This is a genomic window from Thalassotalea euphylliae (assembly GCF_003390375.1).
Taxonomy (GTDB): domain Bacteria; phylum Pseudomonadota; class Gammaproteobacteria; order Enterobacterales; family Alteromonadaceae; genus Thalassotalea_F; species Thalassotalea_F euphylliae_A.
The window spans coordinates 1,782,548-1,800,983 of record NZ_QUOT01000001.1; the positions used below are offsets into that span (position 1 = coordinate 1,782,548).

The window sequence follows — 18,436 nt, forward strand, 5'->3', positions numbered from 1 at the left end:
ATTTGAGTGGCTTAAGGATGGTTTATTTTATTGAAAAATCCAGCCCTATTGTCGTATTTGTAATATAAATTAATTTGGTGTTTTTGAGAATAACATTTGAACACTATTTACGAAGGATTTAGTTGCTTCGTGGGCTATGCAATACTGGTGATTTTGGTTGTTCTGAAATGGAGTTAAGAAGTAGCTAAATAGGCTATGTCCAGCTACTTCTTATAGGTGCTAAGGCAAAATTATAGTGCGCTAGCTAAAGCTGTTGCCTGAATTAACCGCGATTTTAATTTCGCTAATTGTGTTAAATCGCTGATCTAGATTATTTCGGCGAATTAGCGAGTTCAGTTGATAAATCGACATTAATATTGCGTACATTGGCGCTAAATAGCCTTTGTCGCTGAGTGACTTTAATTGCTCACCAGACAAAGCATTTAGCTTATCTTCGTCAATGGTACACAAGCCTTGCAAAGTTTCTTGGCTACCGTCTGGGCGATGAATCACTAAATTGATTGCTTTAACGAGCCCCAAATCATTAATTGCCTGGCCAAATTGATAAGTTTGAATATCTTGCTCGATACTCGCTTCAAGCAATTGAGTTGCTTTCATGAGTCGCTGGCTGGCTTTACCCTCGTCAGTAAAAATCGTATCGCCCGACTGCTCAGAAAAGGCATTACTTTCAGGGTCAATACCGACGGTATAGCCCTTCCCCTCGCCTTCAGCCTTCATCAAGAAAAACGGAAATGTTTGCATCGCCAAGGGTTTAAACGTTGGCTGCCATTGATTGTCTTCCACGAAAAGGTTTGTGCCCATTGCAAAGCTAGTTACAGCAGAAACACGCCATACGCCTGACTTAGGGTCTTTCATCAAAAACACAGGAAGACTGGTACCTGCATGCCCAACTTCATGAATTTTTAAATTAAGCAAATGCTGACTTGAGGCAAAGCTATTTTCAGCGCCTTCTTGGATGTAAAGTGACTGATGTTGTTCGCGCTTAAGTGCGACTAATGCGGCCATAAACTTCTCTTTGTTGTATCTATTATTTTTAAGTATTTGCAGTTAACTACTTTTAATTGAATGTTCACTAGCATGTGTTTAGCAAGCTAGTTAAACAAACTCACTTTCTCGCCCGTTACCACCCAGTCGGCGCCCCATTGCTAGCCCGTTGCTAACCACTGCTCAATATAGTCTCGATGAGCAGGCAAATTCTGCAGCATTTGTTGGGTCAGTTGCTGGTTACGTTTGATTAATTGCTCAGCTTGTTGCCGTTGATTATATAAATAGGCTTGGCTCGAAAAATCAGGTTTAAACTCCATACCATAAAGCACGTATTGATAGCTCGCTGCTGGAAACAGCTCTATGGCACTGTCAAAATCACTGGTGGCTGGACCACGATATCGCCAAATTGCTAAGTCATCTTTCAGCGATTGTGGAAAAGTCGTTTCGTCACAGTGAGCTTGCCAATAAGGTTCAGGGCGCTGAGTAAGCATGTAATGTAGCTTTAAAAAGTCTGCAATGCGTTGCCAGCGATAGTCCATCTGCTGATTAAATCGTTTCGCGACCACTGGCATTAACGCTTTATCGGCGGGTAAATTCTCGCCAATAAAGCGTGATGATAGTTCAATCAGCATAATCGCCGTCGCTTCCAGTGGCTCAACAAAGCCGGCAGCCATCCCAACCGCGACACAGTTTTTATGCCAGAACTTTTCTCTATGCCCCGGTTTGAAGGAAATTTTTCGAGCAGCTAAACCATCTGCTGCTTTTCCTAAATAGCGTCTTAAATTCGCTTCGGCCTGCTCATCGCTGGTAAATCGGCTCGAATAGACATGGCCGACACCTCGGCGATGCGTTAGGCCAATATCCCATATCCAGCCAGCATCCTGTGCCGTGGCAATTGTGTGTGAAGCAACGGGGGTATCGGCGCTCTCGTATGGCACTTGCATAGCCAAGGCGCTATCGTTAAACAGCACGTCACTAAGTGACTTGTAACCAACCCCCAGCGCTTGTCCCAGTAATAATGAGCGTGCGCCAGTGCAATCAACGAATAAGTCGGCTGCTAGTTGCCCTGTATTTTCAAGCACGATGGCTTCAATACTGCCATCATCGGCGATTAGCGTATCACACAAGGTATCAACCAAATGGTGTACACCCAACTTTTGGGTGCAATGCTCTTTAAGCATATTAGCCAGTTCACCCGCGTCTAAATGATAGGCGTAATTACAAGGCCCTTGATAGTCAAGATCGGTATGACCTCTCGGGGCTAAGCCCGCTTCACAAATATGGTGTTGAAAGTTTGATTCAACGGCAAAATTCTCAACGCTTTCTACATAAGGGGCGAGATCGAGCTTGCCGTAACCCAAAGGCACAGTAAACGGATGATAATAAAAGTCACCATTGCCGTGTACCCAGTTAACAAACTTGCCACCTTGCTTAAAAGCTGCATGACAACGAGCGAACACTTCTCGCTCATTTAAGCCGATTTGTCGCAGGGTATTTTTCATGGTTGGCCAAGTGCCTTCACCGACGCCAATCGTTGGTAGGTCAGAGGATTCAACCAAGGTAATTCGAAACTGCTCGTCACTTGCCCCTTGGTGATAAGAAGCGATTACCGCAGCAGATAACCAGCCAGCGGTACCACCACCGACAATGACAATATTTTTCACCGGATGCGACATAAAATTTCCTTTGCTAACAACCTGCTTTAACTTATCAAATAAGTTAAAGCAGGGGTTATCGCTTACTTCTTTGTTTATTTGCTTTACTTAGCTACTTTGCTTTACTTAGCTACTTTGCTTAACTGCTTCGAATAGCTAAACATTAACACTAAATCAGGTCAACGCATGTCGAGCTTGCTAAAAGGCAATACTTATTTACTTCATTTGGTATAAGTATTTAGCTAAGCAAAACAAACAATAAAAAATGGCCTGTTTGAATACAAGCAGGCCATTTGTGTTGAGATTAACTCGGCAAACTAAATTCGACTAGAACTTAGCACGCACGCCAACTGCGTAACGAGAGCCGTTATCTTCGATATTGTATACTTGGTTTGCAAATCGACCTGTTTGTACTAGCTCTTCTTCTGTAATGTTAATGCCTTCGAAGAATACTGAAACATTTTCATTAATATCGTAGCTAGCACTGATGTCCCACTGACCAAAGGTATCAGTATTGACTGGCTCACCATTGAAGCCGTTATCCACCAAGCGTAAGAAGCCTTCACGGTTGTTAAACGCAACACGTGCTTGCCAGTTGTCTGCTTCGTAGAACACGATCAAGTTTTGTGAGTCACCTAAACCTTCTAGCGCAAAGGCCGTTGATTGGTCTTCACCTAATTCAGTGTCGCTATCAACAATTGTCGCGTTAGCAGTAAAACCGAAACCATTTTCAAAGATGTGGGTTAATGCCACTTCGTAACCGGTTACTGTGATTTCTTCCGAGTTTTGTGGACGCGTTACCGAGTAAACTTCTTGCGCACCAAATAGCTCTTCAGCGTCAGAACACAATTCACCTTCACAGGCAAAATCAGGTGCTGTACGACCCGTCATATCAAATGTTTCAGTACCTGTACGGGTAATGATGAAGTCATCTACTTCTTTGTGGAAGAAAGCAAAGCTAAACAAGCTCGCATCACCATAATACCACTCGTAAGAAATATCCCAGTTCTCAGAGGTAAATGGTTTCAACGACTCGTTACCACCTTGCGCGGTTAAGTTTTGACGACGTGGTTCGTTAAACGTTGTCGCTGGCGATAGTTGCGACAGCGTTGGACGCGTTAATGAATCGTATGCAGCAAAACGCAATACCATATCATCTTGCAATTCTAACTTGATGTTTAAGCTAGGTAGCAAGTTTGAATATGAACCACTTTCTGAAATGTCGCGCGCTGGGCCAAAGACGTTAGCAAATAACGTTTGGTCAGACGTTGGTACCACGTTAACGATATCACTTTGTACCGCTTCTGCTTCAACGTCAGTTGTCGAGTAACGCGCGCCGACATTAATTGTCACAGGCATATCATCTAAGTCAAAGCCAAAGGTGAAATCAGCGTATAGTGACGTAATATCTTCGTTTACTGTGTAACGGTTGTTTTGCAACGTTGGCTCGATTGGGAAGCCTTGGTCTGCTAAGTAATCAACATAGGCATCACCATCGTAAGTGTAGAAAGTGTCAATTAAGCCAGAGAAATAGTTCTCTGCGGTGAATGGTCTAAAGTCGATGACATCAAGTGGTGCTGGAGTCCCGTAACCACAGAACTGACATTGGTTACCAAAAATTTGGAAGCTCTTCTTCTCACGTTCTTGACGGTAAATACCAAAACGAGCCTTCTCAAACACATCACCATCAGCTTCATAAACAAAGTCAGCTTTCAATTCTGTGATTTCGTCTTCGTCACTAAATTGGTTACCTTTTTCGTTGTAGTGCAAACGAGCAAGTTCTGCTGGCAATAGCGAACCATTTACAAAACCGTCGTGAGTTACCGTTGGGATGCCACCTGTGCCGTCAAACTGGTAGCTGTTGATAATACCAACCACGTTGAAACGGTCGCGTCCAGCACGATCGTTTTCTGCCGATGAAGTCGACAGGTCAAATGTTGCTTCTAGCTGGTCATTAATCGCCCACTCAACATTTAAACCAAAACCGTCGTTAGAAACATCACGTGAATTACGCGTATGCGATACGAAGTCAGTTGCTGGGTTACCACTACTTACGAATAAGCCAACATCTTGCGTAAACTGGGTTAGCGTACCAGTTTCAGGATCAATTGTTGCCGAGCCAACGCGATCAGGCTCAAACCATGACGCCAAGTCAGTCACTTGTGATTCAACTTCAAACTTAGACACAAAACCATCAAGCGTAATGGTGACTTCATCGCTTGGCGCATATTGGAAGACTAAGCTGGCATTAGTACGGGTACGCTCTTGTTGATCAACAATTTGATCCCAGTTGCGTGGAATATATGCATTAGTGAAAAGCACACCGTCACGGCTGTTAGAAATCGTTTGACCACCGCGCCAACCAGCGGTTTCAATACGGTTAATTTGTACGTCACGCTCTGAGTGAGTTACCGCAAGTAAAACCCCCATAGTATCGTCGTTAAAGGTATTGCTAACCAAGAACGAAGCACTTGGTGAAGTTTCTTCCGACAAGCTTTCGTACATGCCTTTTAGTGAGCCAACCACTTGTAAGCCGTCGTAGTCAAATGGACGTGCAGTAGACACATTGATTGTGCCACCAATGCCGCCTTCTTGCAGTGTCGATGTCGAGGTTTTGAAAATATCAGCACCGGTGATTTGATCCGCCGCGATAATGTCAAAGTTGAATTCACGACCAGCACTGTCGGTCGCGATTTGACGACCATTAACAAGCACGGTATTGAACTGAGGGCCAAAACCACGAACCGTCACTTGCTGGCCTTCACCACCACTGCGATCAATCGATACACCTGTAATACGTTGCAAAGACTCGGCAACGTTTAAATCTGGGAATTTACCCAAATCTTCCGCGGCAATACCGTCTGAAACAACATCAGATTCTTTTTTATCTAACATTGATGATTTTAAGCTACTGAGCATGCCGGTAACTGTAATCACCTCAACGTCACTTTCGGCGCTATCTTGAGCGACAGCTACTTGCGAGTAGCCCCCCAAAGCACCTGAAATTGCAACCGCTAATGCAGTGCGTTTTCCTAGAGTAAACATATATCTCCCCTTTTGTACTTACTTGTTGTTTTCTCTACTTTTTAAGTAGATTTTTACACTTTTTATAAAGCTTATATGTAAAATTTTTACTGGGTTTGTTTTCACTTAGTGCTTACCTTGAAGCTTCAATTGAAAACAAACACGGGCTACTAGGTAGTTTTTACCTAATAGCCGGATTATTAGCTTGCCATCACTCAATCTAAGCTGAGTTTGGCCTTCCTAAACTTTTATCGCTAAGCTATTTGCGACATATACTGATGTATTCTTTGTTTTTGTTGTTCATCAAGTAATAGGCCTAACTTAGTGCGTCGCCAAATCACATCGTTTAATGTTGTTGCCCATTCATTGGCCACCAAATAATCGAGTTCTCTTTGATACAGACCAGCACCAAAATCTTCTCCCATATCGGCCAAAGTCTCACAGCCAGTGAGCAACTGCTTGGCAATTGTGCCGTAAGTTCTAACGTAACGAGCCGTTAGCGCCGCTGGTAGCCAAGCAAAGTCCTTAGCGTACTGCGCCATCAATGTTTCGCGATCAGTAAAATCGCCACCTGGCAGCGCAGCTTGTTTGGTCCATGCAGGTTTCATGGTGGCGAACACTTGGGTGAGCTTATCAACTGCTGCTTCGGCTAAAGTTCGATATGTGGTGATCTTGCCGCCGTAGATATTCACTAGCGGTGCATGACCTTCGGTCACTAATTCGATGGTGTAATCACGTGTTACTGCTTTGGCATCTTCCGCTTCATCATGCAGTAGTGGGCGAATGCCTGAGAAGGTGTGAACTATGCTGTCACGGGTGATTTGACGTTTAAAATAGTTGTTGGTGATGCTAATGATGTAATCAATTTCAGCCGTTTCAATGGCTACATCTTGTGGATCACCTTGGTAATCAACATCTGTGGTACCCACTAGCGAGTAGTCTTGCTCAAATGGTAAAACAAAGACAATACGCTGATCTTCATTCTGTAAAATGTATGCATGTTCGTCGTCATGAATACGCGGCACGACAATGTGGCTGCCCTTCACCAAACGCAAACCGTGAGTGCGCTCTTTCACCACTTTACCGGTGATGTTTTCAACCCAAGGCCCCGCCGCATTCACTAGGCTTTTACTACGCACAGTTAGGGTTTCACCACTGGCTTTATCTAATAACGATAAATGCCAAATGCCATCAACCGTTTCTGCTGCCACTAGTTGCGTGCGAGTTAATATTGTCGCTCCATGCGCTTTGGCGGATAGTGCATTGAGCACAGTTAGACGCGAGTCATCAACCCAAGCGTCTGCGTATTCGAAGCCTTTCTTGATATCTGACTTTAGCGGTGATTGCTGATCAAATTTAAATGAACGAGATTTTGGCAGTGTAATGCGCTTGCTTAAATTGTCATAAAGAAACAAACCTGCTCGGATCATCCAAGCAGGTCGCAAGTGAGGTTGATGAGGTAATCTGAACACTAAGGGCGAAATAATATGAGGTGCATTTTTTAGCAATACTTCTCGCTCTGCTAATGCTTTTTTAACAAGCCCAAACTCGTAGTATTCGAGGTAGCGTAAGCCGCCATGAATTAGCTTACTGCTGGCGCTGGAGGTCGCAGATGCAAGATCATTCATTTCACAAAGCAGGACATTCAATCCACGACCCGCAGCGTCATTGGCTATTCCAACACCGTTAATGCCGCCGCCAACAACCAATACATCGTAAATTGTATCTGTTACATCCATCTAACTTGCCACTCAATTGTTCAAAATAGTTTCAGAACTGTGCAATAAATATAATTTATATGATAAATATAATCAATATGACAAAGCAGCTAGTTTGCGCTAATTTTTGTTTTTATAAAGCCAGCTGATTGCGGTAGCTCTAATACCTTTTAGTTTTCCACTTGTAACTGTTCAACTTGGTACAATTCCTTGATTACAGCCCCTTAATTACTGGCACTTCATTACTGGGTGCTTGGCACACTATCCTTGTTTGATGATTTTAGGTTTTTAAGCCTTAACTGCTCTAGCTGAGCAGTTGCACGCTCTACATTTGGTACTTCAATAAATTCAGCGAATATTGCTAAACTCGCCCCCACCATGCTTTGACTTACGCCACGATCAAAATATTGATCTAAGCCGTCTGCACTAGTTAACACTGGCCTATTCAAACGAGCAAAATGCCCTTTCTCTTTACTTGCTTTAAGATGAGGAGAACTTTGACCAATTGCATTGGCAATTTTGGACTGAATTTCAGGCTGGGCAATAAAGCTTAAAAATTTCATGGCAAGGGACGCGTGTTTGGTTTTACGCGCCACCATAACAACGTCCATCGGCACATTCTCAAACTGCGCGATCTTAGAATTTATAGTTGGGAACGGCATAAAACCAAGATCATTAGCTAGGTTTGTAGGAATGTGGTTATCAAAAAAATTCCCTAGCAATGTCATTGCAGTCATCTGCCGATAAAGTGGTGGCAGCATATCTCGCCATGTCACCAATTGATGATCGCTGTTAAAGCAATTTGCTTCTATTAACTGTTGCCAGTGTGTAAAAACCGATTTGACTCGTGAGTCTGTGTAAGCAATTTCACCCGCTAAAAGCGCTTGATGAAACGCTAAGCCATTAAGTCGCAAGTCTATATAATCAAACCAAGCTGCCGGTAACCAAGGGTCACCACTACCGATCATAATGGGCACTTTGCCAGCCTTACTAATTTTTTCACACATCCCTAGCAATTCCACCCAATTTTTAGGTGGAGCTATTGCTAATTTCTCCAACAAAGGTTTGTTATAAAATAGTCCCCAGGTGTAAAACGAGTATGGTATGGCATAAACGTCTTGGTTAACACTCACCAAATTTTTAACCGTCTCAGGGAAAGCTTGGTCGAATTGTTGGCTTTGCCAAAGCTCGGTAAGTGGTAACAACAAGTCTTGTAGCACTAGGTTTTTTAAACGTTCGCCCGCCTGCCAATACAGAACATCCATCTCACCGCTTTCAAGCCATGGCACAAGCGCTTGCTTGTAACTAGCGTCCACCAAGCCAGTAAAATTCAAGGTAATATCGGGGTGGTGCTGCTCAAATTCTTCCCGTACTCCTTCAAACAAACTACGATGACCAGGAGTGCTGTATAACACTGCAACATTAAGCGTGGCAGGTGCTTTTTCTTTGGATAGAACTTCTTTAGGAAGAGAGCTTTTATCACGAAAACCTTGTTCAACTGCACCACTAGGCTCGTCGCCTGACTTAGCAGGTTGTTTCGACTCGCTTATTACATCACGCGTAGCGTTATTAGAAACAACTGAAGCGTCTGCCGTTATCGGCGATAGGAAAGCCGTTAAGGTAATGATAAATAGCCAAGCGACAAGCCAAATAGTATTGGCAATAGGATGTTGATTATGGGAGTCTGCCACATACTTCACAGCAGTTTGTACATTTTCTTCGTGATGCGTTTTCAAAGTCAAACTTAACTATTTGATTATTATTATATATTAGCAAACTTTTAACAGAACATAGTGATAAATTTCAAGTACATTAATAATCAATAAAATGGAAAAACCTTATCATTTTCAAACAAATACTATGCAATTTGGCGTCATGTATCGCGCTTAACCAAACCACATAGTTACACCGCAAAGTAAAACCATATAGTCAAACCGCTTAACCAAACCCAAACCAGACAATGTATAGTTGACTTAACAAGTGCTAGGCTTAAGATAAATAATCATATTTATCATCTTATACAAGAGGCGGCTATGGAAAAGTACCTACTCTCTATCGACCAAGGTACCACCAGCTCACGAGCGATTTTATTCAACTTACAAGGTGAATTAGTCGACAGTATTCAACAGGAGTTTACTCAACATTATCCAGAAAATGGCTGGGTCGAGCACAATCCTGACGATATTTTATCAACGGTTATTAGCACGACAAAAACCCTGCTCGCCCAAACAAAAATTTCGCCAGAGCAAGTTGCTAGTATTGGTATTTGTAACCAAAGAGAAACCACATTAGTTTGGCACCGAGAAACTGGCAAGCCGATTTACAATGCCATTGTTTGGCAGGATAGACGCACCGCAGACTATTGCACTGAGCTAGTCAACGCAGGTCATGGTGAGTTGATCACCGAAAAAACCGGATTGTTAATCGATCCTTATTTTTCTGCGACAAAAATTAAATGGATTTTAGACAATGTCGAGGGTGCTCGTGACCTAGCGGAGCAAGGACAACTGGCATTTGGGACGGTTGATACCTTTATCCTTTGGCATTTGACACAAGGGAGATCACACCTTACCGATGCCACCAATGCGTCACGTACGATGCTTTACAATATCCACCAAGGCTGTTGGGATGAAGCACTTCTAGCCTTGATGGATATTCCAGTGTCATTATTACCTGAGGTATGTGATAGCGCTTTTGATTTTGGCGAAACGAATGTGTTTGGTGGCTCTATTGCTATTCAAGGCATTGCTGGCGATCAGCAAGCTGCACTTTTTGGTCAAACCTGTTTTAGCCCAGGCACCGCCAAAAGCACTTATGGCACAGGTTGTTTTTTAATGGTGAATACTGGCGAAGAAGCACTTAAATCAAACAATCGCCTACTAACCACCATTGGCTATCAAATTAATGGGCAAGTTCATTATGCGCTCGAAGGCAGCATTTTTGTCGCAGGGGCGGCTATTCAGTGGTTACGTGATGGCGTTAACATGGTTGGTTCAGCCAAAGAAACCGAAGCAATTGCCACAAATACTTCAGTTGATAGCGGTATTTATTTTGTTCCAGCCTTTACCGGCCTTGGTGCACCCTACTGGGATCCAGAGGCACGAGGCGCTATATTTGGCTTAACCCGCGCCACTGGTATTAACGAAATTGTCTCCGCAGGTCTGCAATCGGTGTGCTATCAAACTGACGACTTAACCCAAGCTATTGCCAAAGATGGCATTCAAATTCAGCAAATGCGGGTTGATGGCGGTATGGCAGCAAATAATTGGTTTATTCAGTTCCTTGCCGATATTTTGAATGTACAAATCGACAGACCGAAAACTGTAGAAACCTCAGCGCTAGGAGCCGCTTATTTAGCCGGCTTGCAAGCAGGTGTTTACGACTCACTTGAACATATTCAATCACTGTGGCAATCCGATACTCAGTTAACACCACAAATGTCGCAATCGCAGCGAGAAAAACTGCTCCATGGCTGGCAAGATGCGGTTGCTCGAGTATTAAAGAAATAGTCTTTTAAGAGCTGTTGAGAGCGGTAATTTCAACACCCCCTTAATTTTTTCTATCTGCAGTAGTCAGGGTCAATTAACCACTCTGACTACTATTTCTCAATGCCTTCTTATGCAATTTCAACAAGTTAATACCAATATTAACTTCACTAGAGTCTCATTGGCTTTGGCCTGCCTATCTGCGCCCTATTTTTCTGACTAAAAAATGGCTTGCTAGCGAACTTTCGCAATAGTAGTATTTATACTATAAATACTTTTTGGTCATGATGTTGCGACACTTGCTGCCTCATGAACTCAATCTATTAGCATCAGGAAGATATTGTGAAGGTTCTTGTTACCGGAGGTATGGGCTATATTGGCAGCCATACCTGTATTGCGCTGCACAATGCAGGCTACATTCCTGTTATATACGATAATTTATCGAATGCCAGTATTAAGGTTATCGACCAGTTAGCACAAATTACCGGCCATCACTTTGACTATATTGTTGCCGACATCGGTGATAAAACGGCCTTTGCTAGCGCGATTAAAGAACACGATATTCAAGCGGTTTTCCATTTTGCCGCATTGAAAGCTGTTGGTGAGTCGACTGAGCAACCTGTTCGTTACTACCAAAACAATGTCGCCAATACGTTATCCATGATTGAAGTGATGACGGCGCTTAATGTCAAAAAGTTGATCTTTAGTTCATCCGCCACCGTTTACGGTGATCCGCAATATTTACCGATTGATGAGCAACATCCGATTTCATCCACCAACCCCTATGGCTGGAGCAAGGTCATGGTTGAACAAGTGCTGGCCGATTTAGCACAAAGTGATGATGAATGGCTCACCATTGCGCTGCGCTATTTTAATCCAGTAGGTGCCGATCAAAGCGGCTTAATTGGCGAATCTCCCAAAGGTATTCCAAATAATTTAATGCCGTTTATTGCCCAAACTGCGGTTGGGCGTCGTGAATATATTAGTGTTTTTGGTGATGACTACGACACCTCAGATGGCACAGGCGTGCGTGATTATATTCACATTAGTGACTTGGCTGATGGCCATGTTGATGCATTTACTTATCATCTTAATCATCAGCACGCTATGACAGGTTGTCACGCATACAATTTGGGGACAGGTGAAGGCTATTCAGTACTGGATATGATCAAGGCATTTTCAACTGCTTCGGGAGTTGATATCCCTTACCAAGTCGCACCGCGCCGCAGTGGTGATATTGCCTGTAATTATGCTGATGCTAACCTTGCAAAAGAAACATTTGGCTGGCAAGCAAAACGCGACATTAATGCCATGACCGCAGATACTTGGCGCTGGCAAACAAGCTACCCGAATGGTTTGGAAGATTAGGGCCTTGACCATTATTAACACATCGTTATCTGAACACATTAACAGCAAGGCTAGTGCCACGCTGAAATAGCGCAGGACTAGAGTAGACATGAGTCAATTTGAATACACACACCGCAGAAAAAACCCATTAACTGGCGATTGGGTGTTGGTGTCGCCACATCGAAATAATCGCCCTTGGTTAGGTGCAACCGAGCAAGCTAGCACCGAGAGTCTGCCTAGCTATGTGGATGATTGCCCGCTTTGTCCGGGCAACAACAGAGCCAACGATACGAAAAACCCCGACTATCAAGACACTTTCGTGTTTGTGAATGACTTTGGCGCGCTTAACCAGCAACAACAAACGTCTGATACTAATGTCACTAGCGATGATGAGCTCTTTACTTTTGAAGCGGCAAATGGCGAATGTCGCGTGGTTTGCTTCTCACCAGATCACAGTAAAACCATGCCAGAGTTATCCGTTGATGAACTCACTAAGGTCGTCACCACTTGGCGCGAAAATTACCAAGAACTGGCGAGCAAGTTTGCCAATATTCATATTTTCGAAAATAAAGGCGAGATCATGGGCTGCTCCCAGCCACACCCGCATGGACAAATTTGGGCGCACCAGCATGCGTCTAGTGAAATAGCCAAAGAAAATAGCCAACAAGCGGATTATTACGCTCGCCATCAAACACCCTTGTTAGCCAATTACATCGACAAAGAAGTTGCCGATGGCAGTCGAGTTATTTGCAGCAACGAACATTGGATAGCGGTGGTACCTTTTTGGGCGGCTTGGCCATTTGAAACGCTTGTCGTCGCAAGAGAAGATATTCGCCAGTTTGGTCAAATTAATGATCAACAGGCTCAAACCCTTGCCAGCCTGCTTAAAGAGCTAACCACACGTTACGACAACGTTTTTAATTGCAGTTTTCCGTATTCAATGGGCTGGCATAGTGCGCCAACCAATTTAGCTGACGACAGCCATTGGCGATTACACGCCCACTTTTACCCGCCACTGTTGCGCTCAGCAACGGTGAAAAAGCATATGGTTGGCTATGAGATGATGGCAGAAAGCCAACGAGATTTAAGTGCTGAAACCGCTGCCGCTATTTTGCAAAAAGCCAGCACGACTCACTATAAGCAAGCTCAACAAGGTAATGACTAAGTGCCAAGTAAACAGCCTGCTCAACAGCATCCACAAAGAACATGTAAGGTATTTATTCAAGGTCTTAATTTCAAGAGCTTTATTTTAGGTAAAAACGATGAATAACAATCAATTTACAGCCGATTTTCAGCAACTTTTTGGTCACCCTGCGCAAGGCCTAGCTATAGCGCCCGGCCGTGTTAATTTGATTGGTGAATTCACCGACTACAACTTAGGCTATGTCCTGCCTTGTGCATTGAATTTTAGCACCCAAGTACTGTTTAAAAAACGCGATGACAACCAAGTCATTGTTTACTCGAACAACTATCCCGGTGAGCAAGACAGCTTCGCTGTAGACGACACCATTAGCCAAGGTGATTCACAATGGGGCAACTATATTCGCGCCGTTGTCTACGTGTTGAAAAAGCGTGGCTACCCACTTGGTGGCATTGAGCTGTTAATTAGCAGTGATGTGCCACAAGGGGCTGGTTTATCCTCATCAGCAGCACTTGAAGTTTCGATTGCTGGCGCACTTAACCAAGCATTCGACTTAGGTATCGACACCAAAAGCATTGCCCTAATTGGCCAGCAAGCCGAAAATGAATTTATGCACTGTCAATGTGGCATTATGGACCAGCTAATTTCCGCGCAAGCGGCCCCTGGCCATGCATTGAAAATAGACTGTGACAATCTCAGCACAGAAAAAGTCAGCATTCCAAGCGATTTAAACTTAGTCATTGTGAATTCTAACTATCCACGTAAATTGGTAGAAAGCGAATACAACCAGCGCCGTTTAGACTGTGAAGGAGCAGCTGCAAAAATGCAGGTAAGCTCGTTGCGCCAAGCAGATTTAACAATGCTTGAAAGCACTAAGCCGGTATTAACCGAAAATGAATACAAACGTGCTTTTCATGTCCTCAGTGAAAATCAACGGGTTATTGATACCGTTAATGCGTTAGCAAATAACGATATGAGTGCATTGCGCGATTTACTAGCCGCCTCTCACCAATCGCTCCGTGATAATTTCGAAGTGACAGTCCCAGCAACCGATGGTCTTGTCGATATTATCAGTCGAGCACTCGATGGCAGAGGTGCAGTGCGAATGACTGGCGGTGGCTTTGGCGGTGCGGTTATCTGCTTGTGTCGCGATGAAGAAATCAACACAGTGAAATCCGCAGTTGAACGTGAATATCAGGCTAAGTTTGACTTAACTGCCGATATTTTTGTCTGTCAGGCAGGAACTGGCTTACAAGTGACTGAGATTGCTTAGGCGTAACATAAAGTTAATTTCAGTTTAAAGCGGAGTAAGCTTCACTCCTGTTTGCTTACTTCGCGCCTTTCACATTTCTATCTTTCTGCACCTTTATAAAGAATGCAAATCATGTTGCCTTTAAGCTAGCTAGTTTAGTGAACACCATCAAGTGCAATCCAACTTAATAGGGTATCAACAATTTCCTGAGTTGATGGCAATACATGATAAGCGGCGCTCCCCAATGGAATAAAGCTATCTTGTGCGCAAATGCGCTTGAGCTCAGTATCGCTTGCCTGCTCATTGAGCAAGGTCACTAAGGCTTCACTAATCGAGCCAGTTTCACGGCATTCATCGACAATCAGCACCTTTTTAACATCTCTTACTTGCTCAATAATACCCACTTCATCTAATGGCGCTAGAAAACGCAAATCAACAACACAAATCCTGATACCTTGCTCAGCCAGTAATGCCTGCGCTTGGCGTGACAAATAACAACCATTGCCATAGGTGAGAATACAGACTTGTGCTTTGCTTGCGCTGTCAGTTGCACCATCACTAGAAATATTGCTAGTAATATCCCTAGTTTTAGCTGCTTTTGGATAGACTTTAATTCCCATATCAATAACGTGTTCAGCAAGCGTTTGATATTGATAAGGTGAAGTCCATAAGCCATCAGCTTGAGCTTTTTGACCACGTTTATCACTTTGAGCATTGCTACTAGGAAACAAGTCTTTAGTCATATAAAGCGCTATTGGCTCTAAAAAAACTACCACGCGCTGCTGCTCATAAGCCAACTTAATGCAGGTGCGTAGCATTTCAACACCATCAAAACCGTTAGACGGACAAGCTAAAATCACCCCCGGAATATCGCGAAACACAGCAATCGAATTATCGTTATGAAAATGACCGCCAAAGCCTTTTTGATAAGCAAGCCCAGCAATTCTAATCACCATAGGATTAGTAAACTGCTGATTAGAGAAAAATGACAAGGTTGCTGCTTCACCGCGAATTTGATCCTCTGCGTTATGCACATAGGCTAAAAACTGAATTTCAGGGATAGGTAAAAAGCCGTTGTGCGCTAAACCAATTGCTCCGCCTAATATCGATTGCTCATCCAATAAGGTATTCATCACACGATTGCTACCAAAGCGTTCATTGAGCTTGCTGGTAACGTTATAAACACCGCCTTTTTTTGCGATATCTTCACCTAGCATGACGATATTGGGAAGCTCAGCCAGTGCGTCCATTAGCGTCCAATTAAGCAATTTAGCCAAGTGTTGTGGTTTATCTAAATTATGCCGCTCATGGGCAAATAAGGCATCCCGCTGAGCCTGACTAACGGCTTGATAATTTTCAGCATTCCCAGGTATTGCTTTCGGAATTAGGCTTGCCATCACCTCTTTTGCATTTTCAAGCCTTGGCTGCTCAGCCACTTGCTCTGCTAGTTCGGCGATATGTGCTGCCGTAGCCTGATAAAGCGCAATCATCTTGTCCGCAGTCATTATATTGTGGGTAAGTAACAGCTGGGCAGAATGCAGTAAAGGATCTTGTCGCTCAATGGCTTCAATTTCGCTTAGATCACGATAAGCAAATTCACTATCAGAGCCTGCATGGCCTAACAAACGCACCATTTTGACATGCAAAAACACAGGCTTTTGCTGGGTTCTTGCAATTTTCTCGGCTTTACAAGCAGCCTGGTAAGTGTCTAGTAAATTTAGGCCGTCACAATAAAGGTAAGTGATACCTGCTCGATTGCTAAAATTGGCAGCAATCCAGCCTTGCGGAGTTGAAGTTGAAATACCGATGCCATTGTCTTCACAGATAAAGACAATGGGCATAGGAATCGACTGGTAAGCACACCAAGCGGCACTATTAATCGCCCCGAGCGCTGTTGAGTGATTGGCGGAAGCATCGCCAAAGCTACACAAAATAACGCCGTCTTTGCTCAGCTTTCCGGTGAAATTTAATCGCTGTGCTAAGCCTATCGAAAATGCAGCTCCCATTGCTTTGGGCAAATGCGAGGCAATCGTACTAGTTTGCGGTGGAATATGATGAGCTTTAGAGCCCAACACCTTGTGGCGACCGCCTGAGACAGGATCTTCACTACTGGCAGCAAACGAAAGTAGCATTTCATAAAGCGGTGCATGGCCTGTTGCCTCTTTTGCTCTTTGCAAACAAAAAGCACCACTGCGGTAATGTAAAAACGCCATATCATCAATGCGAAATGCTCTGGCATAGGCTGCATTGCCCTCATGGCCTGCACTGCCTATGGTGTAAAAGCTTTGCCCTTGTTTTTGCATCACGCGCGATTGCAGGTCTAAATGTCGGCTCATCATCTGCGTCGTTAACATATCAATCAAGTCTGACGCATTAAGGCCAACCGTATCAGGGGTATACGATACACTTAGTTCCGGTAAACTGCCGACGCTGATAAACTTAGCAAAATTATCTTTGACTAGCTTATTTCTATCACTCATATTTCAAGTACTTAGTCCATTATTTCCCCTTCTAACGCTAGTAACCAAAAGCCCAGAGCGCAAACTCATTTGTGATAAAAACGTGATTCTTTTGTGACCACTTTGCAATGGCGACGCAATATCTATCAATCATGCTGTAATGGTCCAAGGTGCTAGCTAGGTGCTTGCTGTTTGAGCAAACGTAACTGCCTGGCCGCTAATTCGTTTGTTTCATTTAGCTTTATTTAATCGACTAGCTAGGCCTTGTTTTAACCTTTAAATTGTAGAAATACAGAAGTGCTCGCGCTGTGGTGATCGGTATGGCGATCACACATTGCAATTAGTGCGCTTTTGCCTATCTTTTAATTTATTTAAAAACAATTAAATAAGACTGAATAAAAATGTGATGTTATCCGGTCATGAATTATTAGCTCTATCATCGATAGTGACAGAAAGCTTTGTTTTTGGTCTTTTCCGTCACTGCCACTTAGGTGTTGTAAGTGCTGATGATAGTTAAAAAAATTGACGCTAATTCAGGTTATTTATGAAGTTTTCTGAGCTTTTTCTGAATTAGGGTCGAATGTTAGTTTTCTTATAACACAAACAGAATAGGCAGTTGGCAATAGCCAACTGGTGGCCAGGGATTATGACTGACAAAATTTTGATCATTGAAGACGAACAAGATATTGCTGAGCTAGTTGCTGTTCATATGCATGAACTTGGTTTAACACCTGACAAATGTCACACCGGAAAACTAGGTTTAGCAGAAGCACTAAGTCAGGACTATCAATTAGTTATTGTTGACGTGATGTTGCCCGATATGAGCGGTTTGGATATTTGCCGACAACTACGCGAAGCCAAGCCATTGCAGGCCATCATGATGCTTACGTCGCGCAGTTCGGAAACAGATCGGGTGCTGGGCTTAGAGCTTGGTGCTGACGACTATATGGCAAAGCCTTTTAGCGTACGAGAACTGCAAGCGCGAGTCAGAGCACAATTAAGGCGTGTGCATAGCCTGCAGAGTATAGCCATTCCAACTCAAGCCAAGGCAGTCACATGTATTGGCAATCTAACGGTAGATCACCAGTGTCACAAAGTGACTTACCAAGACACAGCTATCGACTTAACTTCCACTGAATTCGAATTGTTGAGCTTTCTAGGCAAGCATCCTGATCAAGTGTTTTCACGTAGCCAATTACTTGATTCAGTGTGGGGTTATCACCACAGTGGCTACGAGCATACCGTGAATTCCCACATTAACCGCTTACGCAACAAGCTGGAAAAAGATGTTACCCAGCCACAAATTATTCAAACCGTTTGGGGCGTAGGCTATAAACTCAACTCAGCAGGAGTGCATTGATGAAGGTT

The 18,436-nt window shown here is 43.5% G+C and carries 11 protein-coding genes; 5 read left to right on the forward strand and 6 right to left on the reverse strand.

The features are described from left to right. Nucleotides 1-240: 240 nt before the first annotated feature. The 5 genes from DXX94_RS08040 to DXX94_RS08060 all read right to left on the reverse strand — a co-directional run bounded on the left by DXX94_RS08040 (nt 241) and on the right by DXX94_RS08060 (nt 9,120). Nucleotides 241-1,005, reverse strand: a complete 765-nt coding sequence (locus DXX94_RS08040) for a SapC family protein (protein ID WP_116015048.1) — start codon at nt 1,003-1,005, stop codon at nt 241-243. Between the two features lie 140 nt (nt 1,006-1,145). After that, the gene (locus tag DXX94_RS08045) at nt 1,146-2,663 is read right to left on the reverse strand and encodes a tryptophan halogenase family protein (protein ID WP_116015050.1); all 1,518 of its coding nucleotides are present in this window, start codon (nt 2,661-2,663) and stop codon (nt 1,146-1,148) included. 306 nt (nt 2,664-2,969) lie between these two features. Continuing rightward, nucleotides 2,970-5,687: a TonB-dependent receptor gene (locus DXX94_RS08050; protein WP_116015051.1), complete on the reverse strand. Its 2,718-nt coding sequence runs from the start codon at nt 5,685-5,687 to the stop codon at nt 2,970-2,972. Between the two features lie 233 nt (nt 5,688-5,920). Next, complete coding sequence (gene glpD, locus DXX94_RS08055; protein WP_116015053.1) at nt 5,921-7,405, reverse strand: glycerol-3-phosphate dehydrogenase; 1,485 nt, start codon at nt 7,403-7,405, stop codon at nt 5,921-5,923. Between the two features lie 221 nt (nt 7,406-7,626). After that, nucleotides 7,627-9,120, reverse strand: coding sequence for an ABC transporter substrate-binding protein (locus DXX94_RS08060; protein ID WP_181901512.1), 1,494 nt, complete (start codon nt 9,118-9,120; stop codon nt 7,627-7,629). Between the two features lie 297 nt (nt 9,121-9,417). On the opposite strand from DXX94_RS08060, the gene glpK reads away from it, so the two are divergent. The 4 genes from glpK (at nt 9,418) to galK (ending at nt 14,630) form a co-directional block, all read left to right on the forward strand. Beyond that, on the forward strand, nt 9,418-10,893 hold the full coding sequence (glpK, locus tag DXX94_RS08065) for a glycerol kinase GlpK (protein WP_116015056.1): 1,476 nt from the start codon (nt 9,418-9,420) through the stop codon (nt 10,891-10,893). A gap of 318 nt (nt 10,894-11,211) precedes the next feature. Further along, on the forward strand, nt 11,212-12,237 hold the full coding sequence (gene galE, locus DXX94_RS08070; protein WP_116015057.1) for a UDP-glucose 4-epimerase GalE: 1,026 nt from the start codon (nt 11,212-11,214) through the stop codon (nt 12,235-12,237). Between the two features lie 88 nt (nt 12,238-12,325). Further along, on the forward strand, nt 12,326-13,381 hold the full coding sequence (locus tag DXX94_RS08075; protein ID WP_116015059.1) for a UDP-glucose--hexose-1-phosphate uridylyltransferase: 1,056 nt from the start codon (nt 12,326-12,328) through the stop codon (nt 13,379-13,381). 97 nt (nt 13,382-13,478) lie between these two features. After that, nucleotides 13,479-14,630, forward strand: coding sequence for a galactokinase (gene galK, locus DXX94_RS08080; protein WP_116015060.1), 1,152 nt, complete (start codon nt 13,479-13,481; stop codon nt 14,628-14,630). 134 nt (nt 14,631-14,764) lie between these two features. On the opposite strand, the gene DXX94_RS08085 is transcribed toward galK, so the two are convergent. Then, entirely contained in the window at nt 14,765-17,089 is a 2,325-nt protein-coding gene (locus DXX94_RS08085) for a dehydrogenase E1 component subunit alpha/beta (protein WP_116015062.1), read from the reverse strand. Between the two features lie 625 nt (nt 17,090-17,714). Here DXX94_RS08085 and DXX94_RS08090 point away from each other — a divergent pair. Further along, nucleotides 17,715-18,428 carry a response regulator transcription factor gene (locus tag DXX94_RS08090; protein WP_116015064.1) on the forward strand — a complete coding sequence of 238 codons (714 nt, stop codon included), beginning with the start codon at nt 17,715-17,717 and terminating at the stop codon, nt 18,426-18,428. Nucleotides 18,429-18,436 lie beyond the last annotated feature (8 nt).